The 19,399-nt window shown below is 64.4% G+C and carries 18 protein-coding genes; 8 read left to right on the top strand and 10 right to left on the bottom strand.

All coding sequences use genetic code 11. The annotated features are described in order from the left end of the window. Window positions 1–71: 71 nt before the first annotated feature. A complete protein-coding gene (locus OIT41_RS17755) occupies window positions 72–857 on the top strand; it encodes a VOC family protein (protein ID WP_264637005.1) in 786 nt (261 codons plus the stop codon). Between the two features lie 71 nt (window positions 858–928). Here the strand turns inward: OIT41_RS17755 and purM are convergent, their stop codons facing one another. The 3 genes from purM to OIT41_RS17740 form a co-directional block, all read right to left on the bottom strand. Beyond that, window positions 929–2,089 (bottom strand): phosphoribosylformylglycinamidine cyclo-ligase, encoded by a 1,161-nt coding sequence (gene purM / locus OIT41_RS17750; protein WP_078107475.1) that lies wholly within the window; start codon window positions 2,087–2,089, stop codon window positions 929–931. Then, a complete protein-coding gene (purF, locus tag OIT41_RS17745) occupies window positions 2,086–3,705 on the bottom strand; it encodes an amidophosphoribosyltransferase (RefSeq protein WP_264637004.1) in 1,620 nt (539 codons plus the stop codon). The genes purM and purF overlap by 4 nt, the downstream gene beginning before the upstream one ends. Window positions 3,706–3,767: 62 nt before the next feature. Then, window positions 3,768–4,151, bottom strand: coding sequence for a hypothetical protein (locus OIT41_RS17740; RefSeq protein WP_241710135.1), 384 nt, complete (start codon window positions 4,149–4,151; stop codon window positions 3,768–3,770). Between the two features lie 135 nt (window positions 4,152–4,286). On the opposite strand from OIT41_RS17740, the gene OIT41_RS17735 reads away from it, so the two are divergent. Genes OIT41_RS17735 through OIT41_RS17710 form a run of 6 tightly spaced genes read left to right on the top strand, consistent with a single transcriptional unit; the run spans window position 4,287 to window position 11,019 of the window. Next, on the top strand, window positions 4,287–5,831 hold the full coding sequence (locus tag OIT41_RS17735; RefSeq protein ID WP_241710134.1) for an amino acid permease: 1,545 nt from the start codon (window positions 4,287–4,289) through the stop codon (window positions 5,829–5,831). 58 nt (window positions 5,832–5,889) lie between these two features. After that, entirely contained in the window at window positions 5,890–6,624 is a 735-nt protein-coding gene (locus tag OIT41_RS17730) for a FadR/GntR family transcriptional regulator (protein ID WP_078107478.1), read from the top strand. After that, window positions 6,621–8,033 (top strand): glutamine synthetase family protein, encoded by a 1,413-nt coding sequence (locus tag OIT41_RS17725; RefSeq protein ID WP_319801834.1) that lies wholly within the window; start codon window positions 6,621–6,623, stop codon window positions 8,031–8,033. The genes OIT41_RS17730 and OIT41_RS17725 overlap by 4 nt, the downstream gene beginning before the upstream one ends. A 4-nt stretch (window positions 8,034–8,037) precedes the next feature. Next, the gene (locus OIT41_RS17720; RefSeq protein ID WP_241710133.1) at window positions 8,038–8,832 is read left to right on the top strand and encodes a gamma-glutamyl-gamma-aminobutyrate hydrolase family protein; all 795 of its coding nucleotides are present in this window, start codon (window positions 8,038–8,040) and stop codon (window positions 8,830–8,832) included. Beyond that, on the top strand, window positions 8,829–10,193 hold the full coding sequence (locus tag OIT41_RS17715) for an aldehyde dehydrogenase family protein (protein ID WP_264637003.1): 1,365 nt from the start codon (window positions 8,829–8,831) through the stop codon (window positions 10,191–10,193). The genes OIT41_RS17720 and OIT41_RS17715 overlap by 4 nt, the downstream gene beginning before the upstream one ends. A gap of 43 nt (window positions 10,194–10,236) precedes the next feature. Beyond that, the gene (locus OIT41_RS17710; protein ID WP_264637002.1) at window positions 10,237–11,019 is read left to right on the top strand and encodes a 3-oxoacyl-ACP reductase; all 783 of its coding nucleotides are present in this window, start codon (window positions 10,237–10,239) and stop codon (window positions 11,017–11,019) included. 130 nt (window positions 11,020–11,149) lie between these two features. Here the strand turns inward: OIT41_RS17710 and uraH are convergent, their stop codons facing one another. Then, window positions 11,150–11,491 carry a hydroxyisourate hydrolase gene (gene uraH, locus OIT41_RS17705; protein ID WP_241710130.1) on the bottom strand — a complete coding sequence of 114 codons (342 nt, stop codon included), beginning with the start codon at window positions 11,489–11,491 and terminating at the stop codon, window positions 11,150–11,152. Further along, the gene (uraD, locus tag OIT41_RS17700) at window positions 11,488–12,018 is read right to left on the bottom strand and encodes a 2-oxo-4-hydroxy-4-carboxy-5-ureidoimidazoline decarboxylase (protein ID WP_264637001.1); all 531 of its coding nucleotides are present in this window, start codon (window positions 12,016–12,018) and stop codon (window positions 11,488–11,490) included. The genes uraH and uraD overlap by 4 nt, the downstream gene beginning before the upstream one ends. A gap of 288 nt (window positions 12,019–12,306) precedes the next feature. On the opposite strand from uraD, the gene OIT41_RS17695 reads away from it, so the two are divergent. Beyond that, window positions 12,307–13,401 carry a pyridoxal-phosphate-dependent aminotransferase family protein gene (locus tag OIT41_RS17695; RefSeq protein WP_264637000.1) on the top strand — a complete coding sequence of 365 codons (1,095 nt, stop codon included), beginning with the start codon at window positions 12,307–12,309 and terminating at the stop codon, window positions 13,399–13,401. A 223-nt stretch (window positions 13,402–13,624) separates the two neighbouring features. On the opposite strand, the gene bcp is transcribed toward OIT41_RS17695, so the two are convergent. The 5 genes from bcp to gcl form a co-directional block, all read right to left on the bottom strand. Next, window positions 13,625–14,092 (bottom strand): thioredoxin-dependent thiol peroxidase, encoded by a 468-nt coding sequence (gene bcp / locus OIT41_RS17690; RefSeq protein ID WP_264636999.1) that lies wholly within the window; start codon window positions 14,090–14,092, stop codon window positions 13,625–13,627. Between the two features lie 67 nt (window positions 14,093–14,159). After that, window positions 14,160–14,897: a winged helix-turn-helix domain-containing protein gene (locus OIT41_RS17685; protein ID WP_264636998.1), complete on the bottom strand. Its 738-nt coding sequence runs from the start codon at window positions 14,895–14,897 to the stop codon at window positions 14,160–14,162. Between the two features lie 9 nt (window positions 14,898–14,906). Next, window positions 14,907–16,268, bottom strand: coding sequence for an allantoinase AllB (gene allB / locus OIT41_RS17680; RefSeq protein ID WP_078107487.1), 1,362 nt, complete (start codon window positions 16,266–16,268; stop codon window positions 14,907–14,909). Continuing rightward, entirely contained in the window at window positions 16,261–17,484 is a 1,224-nt protein-coding gene (locus OIT41_RS17675; RefSeq protein WP_264636997.1) for a glycerate kinase, read from the bottom strand. The genes allB and OIT41_RS17675 overlap by 8 nt, the downstream gene beginning before the upstream one ends. 22 nt (window positions 17,485–17,506) lie before the next feature. Further along, entirely contained in the window at window positions 17,507–19,297 is a 1,791-nt protein-coding gene (gcl, locus tag OIT41_RS17670; RefSeq protein WP_264636996.1) for a glyoxylate carboligase, read from the bottom strand. Window positions 19,298–19,399 lie beyond the last annotated feature (102 nt).

Below are 19,399 nucleotides of genomic sequence, written 5' to 3'. Positions count from 1 at the left end.
TGTCGGACCCCCGTACTACTTTGAACGTGGTATCCGCTGGCGCAAGCCGGCCATTCAACGAAGGGATAGCAATGCCGCAGGTTGATAGCTACAAGCAGGGAACTCCGTGTTGGGTGGACCTTTCGTCGTCGGACATTGAGGCTTCCAAGGCCTTCTACGGTGATCTGTTCGGCTGGGAATTGGACTCGATGGATGCCGGCAACGGAATGACGTACTACATGGCCAAGCTGCAGGACCGCTACGTAGCGGGCATGATGCAGCAGATGCCGGACATGGCTGCGGCAGGGGCGCCGTCCTTCTGGGCCAACTACCTCGCCGTCGATTCGGTTGATGAGGCCGCTGAGCGCGTGACGGCGGCGGGCGGCAACGTCCTCTTCCCGCCGGACAGCGTCCCGAACGGGAGTGGGCGGATGTTCTTCGCCGCCGATCCCACGGGTGCGCAGATCGGCTTCTGGGAGGCCGGAAACCACCATGGCGCCGGGTTGGTCAATGAACCGGGCACGGTGGTCTGGAATGAACTGCAGACAAACGACGTCCCCAAGGCCGTGGCCTTCTATGAATCCGTGACGGGATGCTCCAGCGAGACGGCCGCGGCCGGAGATCTGCAGGAATACACCCAGTTCGTGGTGGACGGGAAGTCCGTAGGCGGCGCCATGAAGCAGCCTGTGGAGGGTATGCCGCCGTTCTGGATGACCTACTTCTATGTTGCGGACGTGAACGAATCCGTAGCGAAGGCCGTCGAGCTCGGGGCCCAGGTCTTCGCGCCTGCCTTCGATGTCCCCGGTGTCGGCCGCATGGCAGTCCTTGGCGATCCCGCCGGAGCAGCCTTCAGCGTCATGGCCGCCGAAAGCAACTAAGCCTTAAACAAGAGTGCCCACCCAACTGCCGGATCGGCAAGGGGGTGGGCACTCGTCTGCGTTAAGAACCGTTATGCGTAGGTGTTCACGAGGCGCACGGCGCCGCCGTCGACGCCCTTGGCGCCCTGGACGTAGTCCGGGCCGCTCTTGATGATCGAGTCGGAGTCCGCAGCCACGGTACCCATGACCCACGACGGCAAGCCGCGTTCGTTGAGGCGCGCCACGGCGGCGTCGGCGATTTCGGGGGAAACGATGGCCACCATGCCGACGCCGAGGTTGAGCGTGCGCTCAAGGTCGGCCAGCGGCACATTGCCGAGCTCGGAGACCAGCTTGAAGATGGCCGGCAGTTCCCACGTGGCGCGGTCAACCGTGGCCACGAGGCCTTGAGGCAGGACGCGGGCAAGGTTGGCCGCGAGGCCGCCGCCGGTGACGTGGCTGAAGCCGTGCACGGCGCCGGGCGCAGTACCCAGGCCGCTGACCGGGAACGCGCGGGCGAGGTCCAGGCAGTCGGCGGCGTAGACGCGGGTGGGCTCCAGTAGTTCTTCGCCCAGGGTGCGGCCGAGTTCGGAGACCTGGCGATCGAGTGCCCAGCCGGCGTGGTTGATCACGCGACGGACCAAGGAGTAGCCGTTGGAATGCAGGCCCGAGGACGCCATGCCGATCACGACGTCGCCGGCGCGGACACGGTCCGGGCCAAGCAGGGCGTCGGCTTCGACAACACCGGTAGCTGCACCGGCGACGTCGTACTCGTGCTCACCCAGCAGGCCCGGGTGCTCAGCGGTTTCGCCGCCCACCAAGGCAGTGCCTGCCACGGAACAAGCGGCCGCGATGCCGCGGACGATGTCCGCGATGCGCTCGGGGACAACTTTGCCGCACGCGATGTAGTCGGTCATGAAGAGCGGCTCGGCGCCGACCACGACGATGTCGTCCACCACCATGCCGACCAGGTCGAAGCCGATGGTGTCGTGGATGTCCATGGCCTGGGCGATGGCAACCTTGGTGCCGACGCCGTCGGTGGACGTGGCGAGCAGCGGCTTCTTGTAGGTGAGCAGCTTCGAGACGTCGTACAGGCCGGCGAAACCGCCGACGCCGCCGAGCACTGAGCTGTTGTGGGTCGCCTTGACGGCGTCCTTCATGAGTTCGACGGCGCGGTCGCCCGCTTCGACGTCGACGCCGGCGGACGCGTAGGTGATGCCGGTTGTGTTCTCAGCGGCGGAGGATGCGGAGGTCATACAGACTCTTTCTTATCGGCGTCGGTCAGCAGGTTCTCAAACTCGGCGTCGGGTCCGGGATCGCAGCCCGTGGCGCCGGGCTTGTTGGCCGGGTCGTCCGAGTCCGCGGTTACGGCTTCGGCGGAGATGCCCGACGTCGGCAGCCCGCCGTGGTCGGTGCGCTCCAGGAGGTTCTTGCCCAGTTTGTCCGAACCCGGAAGGGCGATGGGGTACTGGCCGGTGAAGCAGGCGGTGCAGAGGCGTTCGCGCGGCTGCTGGGTAGCGCCGATCATGCCGTCTTCGGAAATGTAGGCCAGCGAATCCGCTCCGATGGCCTGGGAGATTTCCTCGATGGTGGCGCCGTTGGCGATCAGTTCGGCGCGGGATGCGAAGTCGATGCCGTAGAAGCACGGCCACTGCACGGGCGGGGAGGAGATCTTGATGTGGACGGCTGCGGCACCGGCCTCGCGGAGCATCCGGACAATGGCGCGCTGGGTGTTGCCGCGGACGATCGAGTCATCCACTACCACCACGCGCTTGCCGCGGATCACGGACTCAAGGGCGTTGAGTTTGAGCCGGATGCCGAGCTGGCGCAGGGTCTGGGAGGGCTGGATGAACGTGCGGCCCACGTAGGAGTTCTTGACGAAGCCGTGCGCGAACGGGATGCCGGATTCCTCGGCGTAGCCCACTGCCGCCGGAGTTCCGGACTCAGGCACCGGGATGACGATGTCCGCTACCTGGGTGTTCTCGCGGGCCAGCTGGCGGCCCATCTCCACGCGGGACTCGTACACGGAGCGTCCGGCAATCGAAGCGTCGGGGCGCGCAAGGTAGACGTACTCGAAAACGCAACCGGCCGGCGTCGCTTCCGCGAAACGCTGGGAACGGACGCCGTTCTCGTCGATGGCGATGAACTCGCCGGGCTCGATCTCGCGGATGAAACTCGCGCCGACGGTTGCCAAGGCGGACTGCTCCGAGGCGACAACCCAACCGCGCTCGAGGCGGCCAAGGCACAAGGGCCGGATGCCGAAGGTGTCCCGGGCAGCGTAGAGGGTGCCTTCGTCCATGAACACGAAGCAGAAGCCGCCCCGGATCTTGGGAAGCAGCTCAAGCGCGGTTTGTTCGAGGGTCTTGCCCTCTTCGCCTTCGAGGAGGGCGGTGACCAGGGCGGTGTCCGAGGTGTTGCCCTGCTTCATTTCGCCGGTCAGCTGGCCGCCGTTGAGTTCGAGGATCATTTCCCGGAGCTCAGCGGTGTTGGTCAGGTTGCCGTTGTGCGCGAGGGCAACGGTGCCGGTGGCGGTTGCGCCCAGGGTGGGCTGCGCGTTTGCCCAGTGGCTTGCTCCGGTGGTGGAGTAGCGGCAATGGCCGACGGCAAGGTGCCCGGTGAGGGTGTTCAGGGTTGTCTCGTCGAAGACCTGGGACACGAGGCCCATGTCCTTGTAGACATTGATGCGCTTGCCGTCACTGGTAGCAATACCAGCCGATTCTTGTCCGCGGTGCTGCAACGCATACAGCCCGTAATAGGTGAGTTTTGCTACTTCTTCGCCCGGCGCCCAGACCCCGAAGACGCCACAAGCGTCCTGAGGTCCTTTTTCGTCGGGGAGAAGATCATGAGAAAGTTTTCCGTCGCCACGTGCCACTGGTCAATTGTCGCATGATGTTGGCGTGGTACTTTCCCTCACGCGGCATTGTGACCGGGATCCTATCCCTCGGCGTCGTCCTCTGTGCTGTCGGGTACGGACTCGACGACGGCGCGACGGGAACGCCGCACGCTGACCTTGTCGAGCACGAGGGCCGCGATGGCACCGAGCAGAACGCCTCCAGCGGCAAAAGAGACAAGGAAGAACCCGAAGACCGCCCCGGTGTCGAAGCTCTCGTCGCCGGGGATCCCGTAGGCAACGAATGCGGCAACGATGATGCCGAGCACCCCGCCCAGGCCCATGAAGGGAACGAACTTCGGTGCGCGCCGGACCGTGATCCCGCGGCGTTCCGGAGTGCCGTTGTCTGCCGCGGCGTTGCGTGCCGGGCTGTTGTGTGACGTGCTGTTTTGCGATGTGCCGTCGGCGTTCGCGCCCTCAGAAACCATGCCTTCCAGCTTACCGTTCCGAGGAGGTTGGTTTGTGGTCTGAAGTCAGACCATTGACAGATTGGTGTGAAGTGGGTCACTATCGATGCGAGCGGTGTCGGCCCGTTCCCCCTTCCGTTTAGAAAGAGAATAATCATGAGTGATCGTTCTACGGCAGCGAAGGTGCAGGCTGTGCAAGACGCAGATGCTGCGGCCCTCGCCGAGCTTGGCTACAAGCAAGAGCTACATCGCGGCATGTCCGGCTTCTCCAACTTCGCAGTCTCGTTTTCCATCATTTCGATCTTGGCTGGCTGCATTACCTCCTTCAGCATTGCGCTCAAGTCCGGCGGCCCGGCTGCCATCAATGTGGGTTGGCCGATCGTTGGCCTCCTGGTCCTGTGCGTGGCACTTTCCATGGCCGAGGTTTGTTCGCGATATCCGACAGCCGGTGGCCTTTATTTCTGGGCCGGCAGGCTCGCCAAACGCAACAAGCGGGCCTGGGCCTGGTACGTCGGTTGGTTCAATTTCCTCGGGGAAGTGGCCGTCACGGCGGCAATCGACTTTGGCTGCGCCACAACAATGATGGCTTTCGCGGCGCTCACCTTCGGCGTCGAGCCCACCGCTGGCGGTACGTTCGCGCTGTTCGTTGTCCTGATGATCATCCACGCCCTGCTGAACAGTTTCGGCGTCAAGATTGTCAGTTTCCTGTCCAATGTCTCCGCCTGGTGGCACATTGTGGGCGTCGCGATCATCGTGGCAGCGCTGTGGATCATGCCCACGAGCCACCAGTCCTTCGACTGGACGATGACGGCATGGCACAACGAAACCGGCTTCACCTTCGGACCGTACGTCTTCCTTATGGGCCTGCTCATGTCGCAGTACACCTACACCGGCTACGATGCTTCGGCCCACGTTGCCGAAGAGACCAAGAACGCAGCCATCGCTGCTCCCAAGGGGATTGTCATGAGCGTGGTCATCTCCATTATTGGTGGCTGGATTCTGCTCTACTCACTCGTCGCGGCGATCCCGAACGGCTCAGAGGAGGGTCTCACCACCCTAGGTGCCACGCCAACCGGCTTGCCGCCGGCACAGATTTTCCTGGATGCACTTGGCAACCCTGGCGTAGCGAAATTCCTGCTCGCCATCGTGGTGGGCGCGCAGTTCTTCTGTGGCATGGCGTCAGTGACCGCCAACTCACGCATGACCTACGCTTTCTCCCGCGACAATGCACTGCCAGGCTCCCGTATCTGGGCCAAAGTCAACGCCCGGAGCGGCACACCCACAAATTCCATCTGGCTCTGCGTGGGCTGCGCGATCGTGCTCGCTTCACCCGCACTGTTCAACACCACCGCGTACTTTGCCGTGACGAGCGTCGCCGTCATCGGCCTCTACATCGCGTACATCACCCCGGTGTTGCTGCGCAGGCTCAACAAGAGCTTCGTACCAGGCCCGTGGCACCTCGGAAAATGGAGTCCCATCATCAACTGGATAGCGATTGTGTGGGTCGCCATCATCGTGATCCTCTTCGTTCTTCCGCCCGTCGCAGACATCACCATCGACACGTTCAACTACGCGCCGATCGCCGTCGTGGTCGTGTTCCTCCTTGCCACCGTGCTTTGGTACACCACGGGGCGCCGGACGTTCATGACGAGTGCCGAACAGGAGCACTTGACGATCGACGCCGATAAGCTGCTCAACTAGCAACACACGCGGGCCGCCGGCGGTTCTCGCCGGCGGCCTCCCACCAAGGAAGGCCACCATGTTGTTCGCCGAACCGATTGAATCGCCCCTGCTGGAGACGGTCTTGCTTCCCGTGCGCGGACACATGGCCTTCGAGTCATGCGTCGAGCACTTGGGATCGGCAATCCAGTTGGGGATCTTCAAAACCGGCGAGCGTCTCCCGCCCGAGCGCGACTTGGCCGAGCGCATGCAGGTCTCCCGGGCCACGCTGCGGGAAGCGATCAGCGCGTTGCGCGCCGCGGGCTTCGTCACGACCGTCCGTGGGAGGGGCGGCGGAACCATCGTGGAACCGGTCGGCAACGCCCGGCCGCCGGAGCGTCTCGACAACAAGGACCGGCAGGAGGAAATGAGCGACATCCTCATCTTCCGCTCGGTGATCGAACCGGGAGCCTGCCAGCGGGCGGCTTCGATGCGGCTCAGCGAGGATCAGCGGCGGCTTCTGACCGATTCCTTGGCTGAGGTTGAAAACGCGGGTTCGCCGGTGGAATACAGGCAAGCGGACGCCCGCCTTCACCTGGCTTTCTCCGCTGTTGCGGGGTCATCCGAGCTCAATAAAGCCAGCACCACCATCCAGACAAAGATCCACGAGTTCCTGGCGGAAATCCCCTTCCTGCAGCGGAACATCGAACATTCAAACCAAGAACATCGATTGATAGTGCAGGCCATCCTCGACGGGGAGCCTGCAGCGGCCCGGAGCGTCATGGAATTGCATTGCGAGTCCACTGCCGCACTACTCAAGGGACTACTGAAATGAGCAGCACCATGAACGACATTTCGAACACCGTGAAAACCACCGCTCACCCTCGCAATGACCGGATGCTCACCGTTGAGCAACTCAAGGCGCAGATCGGCGACGGCACCATAGACACCGTGATTCTCGGCTTCACCGACATGCAGGGCAGGCTTCAGGGCAAGCTACTCCACGCGCAATTCTTCCTGGATTCCGTGCTGGAGCATGGCACCGAGGGCTGCAATTACCTCCTCGCCGTGGACACCGAAATGAACACCGTGGATGGCTATGACATTTCCTCGTGGGAAAAGGGCTATGGAGACATGCTCTTCGACATGGATTTGGACACCATCCGTGTCCTTCCCTACCGCGAGGGGAGTGCGCTGATCCAGTGCGATCTGTCCATGACCGACGGCACTCCGGTCTCCGTTTCACCCCGCGCCATGCTCAAGCGCCAGACGGCCAAGGCGGCCGAGCGCGGTTGGAAGGCACTCGCCGGAACCGAGCTTGAGTTTGTGGTCTACAACGACTCGTACGAGCAAGCATGGGACCTCGACTACAAGCACCTCACGCCGGCCAATCAATACAACGTGGATTACTCGCTCTTGGGATCCGGCCGCGTGGAACCCCTGCTCCGCCGGATCCGGAACGAGATGTACGCAGCCGGCATGACCGTGGAATCAGCCAAGGGTGAATGCAACTTCGGCCAGCACGAGATCGCGTTCAAGTACGACGAGGTGGTCACCACGGCGGACAACCATTCCGTGTACAAGACGGCGGCCAAGGACATTGCCCATGACATGGGCCAATCCATTACCTTCATGGCCAAGCCCAACGAACGCGAGGGCAATTCCTGCCACATCCACCTCTCCCTTCGCGGGCTCGACGATGAGCTGGTCTTCTGGGACAAGGCCACCGGCGCCCGCACCAAGACCTACGATCACTTCATCGCCGGCGTGCTGGCCACGATGCGGGAATTCACGCTCTTCTACGCTCCCAACATCAACTCCTACAAGCGGTTCGTCAAAGGCTCGTTCGCTCCGACGGCGGTGGCCTGGGGCCTCGACAACCGCACCTGCTCGGTGCGCCTCGTGGGGCATGGGCAGAGCGCGCGGCTGGAGAACCGGCTGCCCGGGGGCGACGTCAACCCGTATTTGGCGTTGTCGGCCATGCTCGCCGGCGGTCTTTACGGAATCGAAAATGAGCTCGAACTCGAACCGGCAACCACCGGCAACGCCTACACCTCGGGCGCTCCCACCGTTCCGACGACGATGCGGGAAGCGCGGGACCTGTTCGCCAACTCCGTGATCGCCAAGGAAGTCTTCGGCGAGGAAGTAGTCCGGCACTACGTGAACTACGCCGACGTCGAACTGGCAGCTTTTGAGTCCGCCATCACGGACTGGGAGCTCCGCCGCGGCTTCGAAAGGCTGTAGAGCGATGATCCAGACGCAAGCTCCAGGTTCAAACCGGCCTCCTCGCATCGCCCTCACTACCTACCTTCAAAACGCAAAATGGGGGATTTGGGACGCGCATGCAGCAGTGCTGCCGGCAACGTATTTGGAAGCCGTGGTGGGGGCAGGCGGCACCCCTCTCCTGCTGCCGCCCATCGGCACCGATACTTCCGTCCTTGACCTCGTCGATGGCCTGATCGTGGTGGGAGGCGCCGACGTCGACCCCGGAAATTACGACGCCGAGCCCCACCCAAGCACGCGCAGCCAGCCCGCGCGGGACGAGCACGACATCGCGTTGACGCTGGCCGCATTGGAGAAGGGCATTCCGCTCTTTGCGATCTGCCGCGGTGCTCAAATCCTCAACGTGGCCTTGGGCGGAAACCTCATCCAACATGTGCCTGACGTGCTGCCGGAGGCCAACTACCAACCTGCTCCCGGAGTCTACGGGGAGGTTGAGTTCGATACACGGCCGGGCAGCATCAGCGCGCAACTACTAGGCGAAAAGGCATCGGCGCCGGTCTATCACCACCAGATTCTGGACCGGGTGGCTGACGGTCTTTGCGTCACGGCGCGCGCGGCTGACGGCACGGTGGAAGCGGTCGAGTCCACCCAGGGAAGTTGGGCGTTGGGCGTTCAGTTTCATCCTGAACAAAATCCTTCCGACTTGCGCCTCTTTGAAGGATTCATTGACGCAGCCAGAAGGTACCGGGAGGGCGGGCTTTACGTTGAGCTCCCCGATCCCTCGACGGAAACCACAGCGACAGAAAAGAGCTGGGCGTGAGTGCCACGACTTTTGACATCATCAATCCGGCCACCGAAGGATTCCTTCAGACCGTAGAACTGGCATCCCTCGCCGAAACGGACGCGCTGATTGCCCGCGCGGCCGCCGCCTTTGAGACCTGGCGGAAAGTGTCGCCGTCGGACCGGGCACTGCTCCTGCGCCGGTTCGCGGCCGCCGTCGACGCCGATCTGGAGAACCTCGCACAATTGGAAGTCCGCAACGCGGGGCATACGATCGGCAACGCCCGCTGGGAAGCGGGCAATGCGCGCGACGTCATCAGCTACTACTCGGCGGCTCCTGAGCGGCACTTCGGGCGGCAGATCCCGGTTGCCGGAGGCCTCGATGTGACCTTCCACGAGCCGCTGGGCGTGGTTGGCATCATTGTGCCGTGGAACTTTCCCATGCCGATCGCGGCGTGGGGCTTCGCGCCGGCGCTCGCGGCAGGCAACACAGTGGTACTCAAGCCCGCGGAACTTACGCCGCTGACGGCGATGAGGCTGGGTGAGCTGGCGCGCGAGGCCGGCCTGCCCGACGGCGTGCTGACGATCATCCCCGGGAAGGGCTCCGTAGTGGGGGCGCGATTCGTCACCCACCCTGCGGTGCGAAAGGTCGTCTTTACCGGGTCAACCGGGGTTGGCAAGCAGATCATGGCCGGTTGTGCTGACCAAGTGAAGCGCGTGACGCTCGAGTTGGGTGGCAAGAGCGCGAACATCGTGTTCGCCGACGCCGACCTTGAGGCCGCTGCTGCGGCCGCTCCCGGCGGCGCGTTCGACAATGCCGGACAGGACTGCTGCGCCAGGTCCCGGATCCTGGTGGAAAGATCGGCCTATGACAGCTTCTTGGAACTCCTGGAGCCCGCTGTTCGGGCTGTCAAAGTCGGCGACCCGGCGGATGAAAGTACCGTCATGGGGCCTTTGATTTCCGCCCGGCAAAGGGAAACCGTCGCAGGATTTGTGCCCTCGGGAGCTCCCATAGCTTTCCAAGGCGAGGTGCCGGAAGGGCCGGGATTCTGGTTCCCGCCCACGGTCCTGGCGCCCGACTCGTTAGACGATCCGGCGGTGCGTGAGGAGATCTTCGGACCCGTCGTCGTCGTCGTTCCCTTCAACGACGAGGCGGGCGCCGTACGGATTGCCAATGACACCGAATACGGCCTCTCCGGATCCATCTGGACCCAAGACATTGGCCGGGCCTTGCGCGTGGCCCGCGGAGTGGATGCCGGAAACCTCTCGGTGAACTCGCACTCTTCAGTCCGGTATTCGACGCCGTTCGGCGGCTTCAAGCAATCGGGCCTGGGCCGCGAACTAGGCCCTGACGCGCTCGATTCCTTCAGCGAAGTGAAGAACGTCTTCATCGCGCACTGAACCCACCAACTTTGGAAGCCCCATCATTCAAGGAGAGATCACCATGACCGAATTCATTTCACACCGACTCAAGGACCGCACAGCCGTTATCACCGGTGGCGGCAGCGGGATCGGCCTGGCCACGGCAAAGCGCTTCGCCTCGGAGGGTGCCAACGTGGTCATAGCCGACATCGATCCGGCAGCCGGGGAAGCTGCAGCGGCCGCCGTCGATGGCATCTTCGTGAGGGTCAATGTCACTGACGAGCAGGAAGTCATCGACCTTTTCGCCGCCGCCAAGAGCCACTATGGCAGCGTGGATATCGCGTTCAACAACGCGGGTATTTCGCCGCCGGACGACGCATCCATCCTCGACACCGGAATTGACGCCTGGCGCCGGGTCCAGGAGGTCAACCTGACGAGCGTCTATTACTGCTGCAAATACGCGCTGCCGTACATGTTGGAGCAAGGCAAGGGCTCGATCATCAACACCGCGTCCTTTGTGGCCGTGATGGGTGCGGCAACTTCGCAGATCTCCTACAGCGCGTCCAAGGGCGGCGTGCTTGCCATGACCCGTGAACTGGGCGTCGAATTCGCGCGCAAGGGTGTGCGGATCAACGCATTGTGCCCCGGGCCTGTCAACACTCCTTTGCTGAAGGAACTCTTCGCCTCCGATCCGGAGCGGGCCGCCCGCCGTTTGGTCCACGTGCCGCTTGGTCGCTTCGCCGAGCCCGAGGAACTGGCCGCTGCGGTAGCCTTCCTGGCGAGCGACGACGCCTCGTTCATTACCGCGTCGACCTTCATGGTTGACGGCGGCATCTCGGGAGCCTACGTCACCCCGATCGACTAGTTCCCATCGATTGCTCCGTAACGGTCCTTTTGGAGCCTGAAAACGACTGTTACGTGGGCCCACGCCGGCGAGGGCCCCGACCTGAGCTTGCGAAGGTTGGGAGCCGGTGGGGAGCAATCGATGGGACAGGTTAGCTGCCTCGGTATGTGGAGAACGCGAAGGGGCTGAGCAGGAGGGGCACGTGGTAGTGCTCGCCGGCGTCGGACACCGTGAAGCTCAAGTCCACTTCCGGGAAAAAGGTGTCCACGCCTTGTGCCTTGTAGTACGGACCTGTTGCGAAGTTGAGGCGGTAGCTGCCGCCGTCGACCTTCTCAGGGCCGAGATCCTTGATCCGGCCGTCCGCGTCGGTGGTACCGCTCGCCACGTGCTTCCAGTTGTCGCCGTCGCGCACGGAGAGAACGACGGCGACGCCGGCCGCCGGGCGCCCGGAACCGGTGTCCAGGATATGGGTGGTGATCTGGGAAACGCTCATTTGTTGGGCACTCCTTCGCTGCTGACACTGGCTTCGCTGATCACGCCGGCAAGGCGCAGCAACGCGATTTCGCGCAACTGGCCTGCCACGATGACGTCTTCTTGCTCCGCGGTGTGGCCCAGGCGCTCTTGGAGGGAGCCGAGGATTTCGGTGGCTGTCCGGCCCGCGGCCCGGATGAGGAAGACGCGGCCGAACTTGGCCTCGTACTCGCGGTTGCCTTCGGCCAAAGCGGTGACGACGCCGTCATCGCCGGGGTCCACGCCGGCCTGTTCGGAGCGGGACATCGCGGCTTCGGTGGTCTGGGCCTTGGGCCGTTCGCCGATCCGGGGGTGGTGGGCCATCGCGGCTGCCACTTCGTCCGAAGTGAAGGGCTCGGCGGTTTCCCGGGCGAAATCGAGCAAGGAGTCCAAGCCGCTGAAGGGGCGCGCATCTGCGACGTGCTCCACCCAACGCTGGATGTCGAGGCATGGGCGGAGGACGTCAATGGCGTCCGCACGGTCCACGCTGTTGAATACTTCAAGCTTCATGCTTGTTCATTCCTCGTGCGAGTGCTGGCATCCATGGTGTTGGCTATGCGGAACTCCGGCGATTCCTGCCGGATGGACCTGTGCGCCTCCGCACTCCAGGCCTTCCACATCATGGAACTGTTATTTCAGCATACGTAATAGTGAATCCAATGACTGCCGTGGTGTCAAGAGAATACCGCACCCCGGTCCTCCGGGCCCCGCCCTGCGAGGCGCTGCCCTTTCCCGAAACGCTCGCTCACGTTTGCCGTCTGGTGGACAATGTCAGCAACGAGCCAAAGGAGTTCCGCCATGCCAGAGGTCCTGACTTCCCGGTATCTCTTCGGACCGGGGCCGAGCAATTGCTATCCGGAAGTGACTGCCGCGCTGGCCTATCCGGTGATCGGGCACCTGGATCCGGTGTTCATAGAACGCCTGGACCGGACATGTGCCGGGCTTCGGACAGTGTGGGGGACCCGGAACGCCCGCACCCTGCCATTGAGTGCCACTGGTTCCGGCGGCATGGAGGCTGCCTTCGTCAATACAGTGTCCGACGGCGACGTGGCGGTAATTGCCGTCAACGGGCTTTTCGGGGAGCGGATGTGTGAGGTTGCCCGGCGATGCGGTGCCACCGTGGTCCGCGTCGACCATGAATGGGGCCAGCCCGTGGACCCGGAGCGGGTCCTCGCAGCGCACCCCCATCCCAAGGTGATTGCCGCCGTCCATGCCGAAACCTCCACAGGTGTCCTGTCCGACGTCGCGCCCCTCGGCGCCGGCAAGGGCGACGCGCTCCTGATCGTGGACGCGGTGACGTCCATCGGCGGGCTGGAACTCCTGGCCGACGGGTGGGGGATCGACGTCGGGTACGCCGGGACGCAGAAGTGTCTGGGAGCGCCCCCCGGTTTGTCCCCCTTCACGGTGTCCGAGCGCGCGTTCGAGCGGCGCATCAAGGAGCCACGTTCGTGGTACCTGGATATCGGCCTTCTGGGCGGGTATGTTGGTGCGGCGAGCGGCAGCCGGACGTATCACCACACAGCGCCGGTGACCATGATCGCCGGACTCGAGGCAGGGCTGGACCGGATCTTGGCGGAAGGGCTCACGGCTGTTCAGGCCCGGCATCGTGCGGCCGGGGCTGAGTTGCGGGATGGCCTTGAGGCGATGGGGCTCGAGTTGTTTGCCGCCGAGGGCTCGCGATTGCCGAGCCTCACAACGGTCAAAGTGCCCGACGGCGTGAACTCGGCCGCCGTCCGCGCTTACCTTCTGGAGAACTTCAGTATGGAAATCGGCTCCGGGGCGGGTGCGTTTACGTCGACCGTGTGGCGGATCGGCATGATGGGCCCGAATGCCAACAGGGCATCGGTGACGCTTGTCCTTGGCGCGTTGGAAGAGGCGATCGCCAAAGCCTGACGCTCGCTCACATGTGGCGGCCAAGCCATGACGCTCGCTCACGTATGCAGGCCATTTCCGAAACGCTCGCTCACTCCTGGCGGCCGAGAATAGCGGAACCCTCCTGCGGATGTGAACTGCAGCAGGCTTCCGTCGTTTGGCACTATACGTGAGCGAGGGTCACGCCCATCGGCGTTATATGTGAGCGGGCGTCGGCCCGGACGGCCTTGTTTGTGAGCGGGCGTTACAGGCCGAGTTCGGCTTTCAGCGCTGCCACGTGGCCTTGGGCCTTGACTTGGTACTGGGTCAGCTTGACCTTGCCTTCGCCGTCGAGCACGACGGTGGAGCGGACCAGTCCGTCGACCACTTCGCCGTTCACTAGCTTCTCGCCCCAGGCGCCGTAGGCGAGGGCCACAGCGTGGTCTTCGTCGGAGAGGAGCGGGAACGTCAGGGAGTAGTCTCCGGCGAAGTGTGCGATCTTTTCCGGAGCGTCGGGGGAGATGCCCAGGACTTCGTAGCCGGAGGAGTGCAGGCTGGAAAGGCTGTCGCGGAAGTCGCAGGCCTCGGTGGTGCAGCCGGGGGTGGCCGCTTCCGGGTAGAAGTACACGATGACGTTGCGTCCACGGTAATCCGACAGCGAGACCTTCTGGCCCTCGGAGTTAAGCAGCGCGAAATCGGGGGCCTGGGTTCCGGCGAGGAGTTTCTGGGTCATGTTGCGATCCTTGACTTGTCGGGCAACCGCCGTGGCCGGCGATCAATCTATGGGTGTAACGGGCTGCCTAGATGCAGTATTCCGCGGGTCCGCGGACTGTGGAGCCTGGTCCGGGCACGAATTGGTAGCCGCCTCCACGCACTGTGGCGATGACATGGCGGGCTGAGCCCAGCTTGCGCCGGACGCGTCCAACATACACGTCGATGGACCGAAATGCCGCGCCGGGACAGTCAAGTGACTCCAAAAAGCGTTGCAATTCTTCACGTGGGATGGCCCGGGACAGGTTTTCCACGAGGTAGCGGAGGAGGCTGTGTTCCATCGCTGTGAAGCTGACAGGCACACCGTCGAGGAGGACGGTGTTCGCGGCCAGGTCCACCGCCACGGTGCTGCGTCGGCCGGCTAGCGCGACAGGTGACGGGACAGCAGCCGGGCGGCTTCCGGCGTCGGACGCACTCGACGCCGGAGCGGCGTCGGACGCCTCCGCACCGGACGCCTCCGCACCGAACGCTTCCGAAACAGCGGAATCACCGGACGTTGCAGCTCCGGCGGCGGGCCAAAGGAGGACTTCCGCCCCCGGAGCAAGTTTGCGGGCCCGGGCCAGGACCGCTTCAGCGGCCCGGGACCAAACCTCGGGATCGATTTCGCGGCCTTCACCGGGCTGTACCCACACGGCAAGTCCGCGCGGGTGCATCCCGGGCCGCACCAGACCAGGCCGGAGCGCGGAAGGCCGGGGGGCGGGCTGGTGCCGCGAGGCATTGAGCCGTGCGGGCAGTTGCCCGTACGGGGCATGGACATTGACGGCCATGGCTTGGCCTTACACGCCGCCGCGGCGAATCAGCTTGCCGCTGGGCGTCCGGCCGTCGATCTCGCTGCCGCGCAGGTACGTTTTGCGTACGACGCCGGAGAGCGCCTTGCCGTCGTACGGCGTGATCGGGTTCTTGTGCTTGAGCTTCTTGACGTCGACGACGAACGCGTCGTCCGGCGCGAAGATGGAGAAATCGGCGTCGTAGCCGAGAGCCAGCTGGCCCTTGTTGTGCAGGCGGGCCAAGGCTGCGGGCTTCTCGGACATCCAGGACACCACTTGCTCCAGGGAGATGCCGCGGTGCCGTGCTTCGGTCCAGATCAGCGAGATCCCCAGCTGCAGCGAGGAGACGCCGCCCCATGCCACGGCAAAGTCGCCGTTTTCCAGGTCCTTGAGGTCAAGGGTCGAGGGGGAGTGGTCAGAGACGATGCAGTCGATGGTGCCGTCCTGCAGGCCCTGCCAGAGGAGCTCGCGGTTGGAGGCTTCGCGGATGGGCGGGCAGCACTTGTACGCGGTGGCGCCGTCGGGGATTTCCTCGGCCATGAGGGTCAGGTAGTGCGGGCAGGTCTCAACGGTGAGGTGGACGCCGTCGCGCTTTGCCGAAGCGATCATCGGGAGAGCGTCCGACGACGAGAGGTGCAGGATGTGGGCGCGCGCACCAGTCCAGCGGGCGCGTTCGATGACCTCGGCGATGGCCTTGTTCTCGGCCCCGCGCGGGCGGGAGGCAAGGAAGGTGGAGTAGTGCGCTCCGCCGGGGTGGGGTGCGTGGTCGATCGCGTGGGAGTCCTCGGCGTGGACGATCATGAGGGAATCGAAGGACTTGAGTTCGGCCATGTCCTCTTCCATCTCGTCCGCGTCCAGGTGCGGGAACTCGTCCACGCCGGAGTGGAGCAGGAAACACTTGAAACCGAAGACGCCCTCGTCGTGCAGCGGGCGAAGGTCCTTCTTGTTGCCCGGGATGGCACCGCCCCAGAATCCGACGTCCACGAACGCCTGGTCCTCGGCGACTTCGCGCTTGAGCTTGAGGCCTTCCACGTTGGTGGTGGGCGGGATGGAGTTCAGCGGCATGTCGATGATGGTGGTGACGCCGCCGGCTGCCGCAGCGCGGGTGGCGGAGGCGAAGCCTTCCCATTCGGTGCGGCCCGGCTCGTTGACGTGCACATGGGTGTCCACCAGGCCCGGGATGAGGGTTTCGTCGTCGCCGAGTTCGATGACTTCGGTGCCCGTCAGGCCGTTGCCCAAGGGTTCGATGGCGACGATCACGCCGTTGCGGACGCCGACTTCGCGGGCGGTGATGCCGGCGGTGGTGAGGATGCGCTGGCCCCGGATGACCAGGTCAAACGGGCCGTGTGCTGTGGTGGTTTCTTCAGACATGGAGTTGCTCCTTGGTCTCGGTTCGCGCTGCGACTTGTGTGGATGCCGCTTTTTCAGAGAGGCGCACGCCGATGTGCTTACCTAATTCTTCAAGCAGCGGGCCTGCTTCTGCTATACATTTCTCTACGTTGGATTCGAGCTCGGTCAATGCGTGGACCGACTCGAAACCGGACTCCGAAAGTTGTTCCGGGCTCAGCGTACTGCGGCCACAGACGGCAATCACAGGGATCCCGGAACGCGCCGCCGCCCGCGCCACGCCCATGGGCGTTTTGCCGAGCAGGCTTTGTTCGTCGAGGCTGCCTTCGCCGGTGATCACCAGGTCCGCGCCCGCCAGCCGCTGCTCGAGTTCAGTGAATTCGAGGACGACGTCGATGCCCGGCCTGCGTGCCGCGCCCAGCGCCGCGATGGCGATGTAGCCGACGCCGCCTGCCGCGCCAGCGCCCGGAGCCTGAGCGGCGTCCTGGGCTTCGGACCCGATCTCGTTGGCGAGGACCTGGACGAAGTGGGTCAGAGCCGCGTCGAGCGAGGCGACGTCGTCCGGCGTCGCGCCCTTCTGCGGTCCGAAGATCGCGGCGGCGCCGGTGCGGCCCAAAAGGGGATTGTCGACGTCGGACGCCAGGACGAACTCGGTGACCTCCAAGCGGACGTCGAGGTTCGAGAAGTCGATCCGGTCCAAGCGGGCCAGGGCCGCGCCGCCGCCGGGGAGTTCGTTGCCGTCCGCGTCGAGGAGGACCGCGCCGAGGCCCTGCAGGACGCCGGCGCCGCCGTCGGTGTTGGCACTGCCGCCGACGCCGAGGATGATGTGCCGGCAGCCGAGGTCCAGGGCGGCGCGGATGAGTTCGCCGGTGCCCAGGCTCGTGGCACCCTTGGCCGTTTCGGTGTTCGGGGCGCTGCCGTCACCGAAGCCCGGCAGTACGGCGAGTCCGGAGGCCGCCGCCATTTCAATGACGGCTTCCTCGCCGCGGACGGCGAATTCGGCCGTGATCGGCTGGCCCGTGGGTCCCGTGACCGTGGTGCTGCGGCGGGTGAAGCCGGAGCCGACGGCGGCGTCGAGAGTCCCTTCGCCGCCGTCGGCCACTGGAATGAGCGTGGTTTCAAAGCCCTCGCCCGGGCGGCCGGCAGCAAATCCGGCCCGCAGTCCGGCGCTCAAGCGGCTGGCGACCTCGGGAGCTGACAGCGATCCCTTGAACTTGTCCGGGGCTATGACCACACGCATTCCGTACCTCCTTCAGTACTTACTAGTCCAGCAGGGCGATGATCGCAGTGGGTGCGTCTTCGCCGCGCTCGGCCAGCTCTTCGAACTCGTTCACGCCGTTGATTTCAACACCCATGGAGATGTTGGTGATCTTTTCCAGAATCACTTCGACCACCACGGGAACCTTGAACTCGTCCATGAGTGCCTTGGCCTTGTCGAACGCGGCAGGCAGGTCGGACGGGTTCTCCACGCGGATGGCCTTGCAGCCGAGGCCCTCGGTGACCTTGACGTGGTCCACGCCGTAGCCCGCTGCGGTTGCAGAGAGATCAGTGCTGTTGATGTTCTCGAACGCCAGGGACACGTTCTGTTCCATGTTGAAGCCGCGCTGCGACTGGCGGATCAGGCCCAGGTACGAGTTGTTCACCACCACGTGGATGTACGGCAGGTTGAACTGTGCGCCCACGGCCAGCTCTTCGATCATGAACTGGAAGTCGTAGTCGCCGGACAGGGCAACAACGGTCTCGTCCGGCTTGCCGCGGACAACGCCCAGCGCGGCAGGACATGTCCACCCCAGGGGGCCGGCCTGGCCGGCGTTGATCCACTTGCGCGGGCCGAAGACGTGCAGCAGCTGCGCACCGGCGATCTGCGAGAGGCCGATGGTGGATACGTAGGTGGTGTCCTTGCCGAACGCCTTGTTCATCTCTTCGTACGCGCGCTGCGGCTTGATCGGCACGTTCTCGAAGTGGGTCTTGCGCTGCAGGGATCCTTTGCGGGCGGTGCACTCGGCGACCCACGCGGAGTAGTCCGGCAGGGACTTGGCTGCCTGGCGCTCGCGTGCCAGTTCGATCAGCCCGTCCAGCGCCGCACCGGCGTCGGACGCGATGCCGAAGTCCGGCGAGAACACGCGGCCGATCTGCGTGGGCTCGATGTCGATGTGCACGAACTTGCGGCCCGCCGTGTAGGTGTCCAGGCCGCCGGTGTGGCGGTTGGCCCAGCGGTTTCCGATGCCGATGACGAAGTCGGAGGCCAGCATGGTCTCGTTGCCGTAGCGGTGAGAGGTCTGCAGGCCCACCATGCCGGCCATCAGCTCGTGGTCGTCCGGGATGGTGCCCCAGCCCATGAGGGTGGGGATGACCGGAACGTTGAGCAGTTCAGCCAGTTCAACCAGCTGCGCGGAGGCGCCGGCGTTGATGATGCCGCCACCGGCGACGATCAGCGGGCGCTCGGCTGCGGTGAGCATGTCCAGTGCCTTTTCCAGCTGCTTGCGGCTGGCCTTCGGCTTTTCGACGGCGATGGGCTCGTAGGCGTCGATGTCGAACTCGATCTCGGCCATCTGCACGTCGAACGGCAGGTCCAGCAGGACCGGGCCGGGACGGCCGGAACGCATCAGCTGGAAGGCCTTCTGGAAGGCGCCCGGAACCTGGCCCGGTTCCAGGATGGTCATGGCCATCTTGGTGACCGGCTTGGCGATCGACTCGATGTCCACGGCCTGGAAGTCTTCCTTGTGCAGCTTGGCAACGGGGGCCTGGCCGGTGATGCAGAGCATGGGGATGGAATCTGCCCAGGCTGCGTACAGGCCGGTGATCATGTCCGTTCCTGCGGGGCCCGAGGTGCCGATGCAGATACCGATGTTTCCGTCCGCTGCGCGGGAGTAGCCGTCAGCCATGTGGCTGGCGCCTTCAACGTGGCGGGCCAGGGTGTGGCGGATGCCGCCGTGTGCCCGCATCGCGGAATAGAAGGGGTTGATGGCCGCGCCTGGCAGGCCGAACGCCTCGATGGCGCCTTCCTTTGCCAAGATGGCGACGGCTGCGTCTACAGTGCGCATCTTCGTCATGGTGTGCTCCTTGAAAGTCTGTTTTTGGGTGTTGTGGGGGAGCCGCCGTCGTGAAGTACGACGGCGGTTGCCCGGTTTTGCTTGTTATCGCGCCTGAGCGCG

The sequence above is a fragment of the Arthrobacter sp. YA7-1 genome, from assembly GCF_025960325.1.
GTDB lineage: Bacteria > Actinomycetota > Actinomycetes > Actinomycetales > Micrococcaceae > Arthrobacter > Arthrobacter bambusae_A.
Note: the sequence above shows the minus strand (reverse complement) of the source record. Positions and strands in the feature narration are given on the sequence as shown.

What these genes read in the sequence shown, in the direction of transcription:
- uraD (WP_264637001.1), bottom strand. Translation starts at nt 12,018, where the DNA reads ATGAAGCTTGAAGTATTCAACAGCGTGGACCGTGCGGACGCCATTGAC.
- OIT41_RS17735 (WP_241710134.1), top strand. Translation starts at nt 4,287, where the DNA reads ATGAGTGATCGTTCTACGGCAGCGAAGGTGCAGGCTGTGCAAGACGCA.
- allB (WP_078107487.1), bottom strand. Translation starts at nt 16,268, where the DNA reads ATGTCTGAAGAAACCACCACAGCACACGGCCCGTTTGACCTGGTCATC.
- uraH (WP_241710130.1), bottom strand. Translation starts at nt 11,491, where the DNA reads ATGAGCGTTTCCCAGATCACCACCCATATCCTGGACACCGGTTCCGGG.
- purM (WP_078107475.1), bottom strand. Translation starts at nt 2,089, where the DNA reads ATGACCTCCGCATCCTCCGCCGCTGAGAACACAACCGGCATCACCTAC.
- OIT41_RS17675 (WP_264636997.1), bottom strand. Translation starts at nt 17,484, where the DNA reads ATGCGTGTGGTCATAGCCCCGGACAAGTTCAAGGGATCGCTGTCAGCT.
- OIT41_RS17685 (WP_264636998.1), bottom strand. Translation starts at nt 14,897, where the DNA reads ATGGCCGTCAATGTCCATGCCCCGTACGGGCAACTGCCCGCACGGCTC.
- OIT41_RS17720 (WP_241710133.1), top strand. Translation starts at nt 8,038, where the DNA reads ATGATCCAGACGCAAGCTCCAGGTTCAAACCGGCCTCCTCGCATCGCC.
- OIT41_RS17695 (WP_264637000.1), top strand. Translation starts at nt 12,307, where the DNA reads ATGCCAGAGGTCCTGACTTCCCGGTATCTCTTCGGACCGGGGCCGAGC.
- OIT41_RS17725 (WP_319801834.1), top strand. Translation starts at nt 6,621, where the DNA reads ATGAGCAGCACCATGAACGACATTTCGAACACCGTGAAAACCACCGCT.
- bcp (WP_264636999.1), bottom strand. Translation starts at nt 14,092, where the DNA reads ATGACCCAGAAACTCCTCGCCGGAACCCAGGCCCCCGATTTCGCGCTG.
- OIT41_RS17710 (WP_264637002.1), top strand. Translation starts at nt 10,237, where the DNA reads ATGACCGAATTCATTTCACACCGACTCAAGGACCGCACAGCCGTTATC.
- OIT41_RS17740 (WP_241710135.1), bottom strand. Translation starts at nt 4,151, where the DNA reads ATGGTTTCTGAGGGCGCGAACGCCGACGGCACATCGCAAAACAGCACG.
- gcl (WP_264636996.1), bottom strand. Translation starts at nt 19,297, where the DNA reads ATGACGAAGATGCGCACTGTAGACGCAGCCGTCGCCATCTTGGCAAAG.
- OIT41_RS17730 (WP_078107478.1), top strand. Translation starts at nt 5,890, where the DNA reads ATGTTGTTCGCCGAACCGATTGAATCGCCCCTGCTGGAGACGGTCTTG.
- OIT41_RS17755 (WP_264637005.1), top strand. Translation starts at nt 72, where the DNA reads ATGCCGCAGGTTGATAGCTACAAGCAGGGAACTCCGTGTTGGGTGGAC.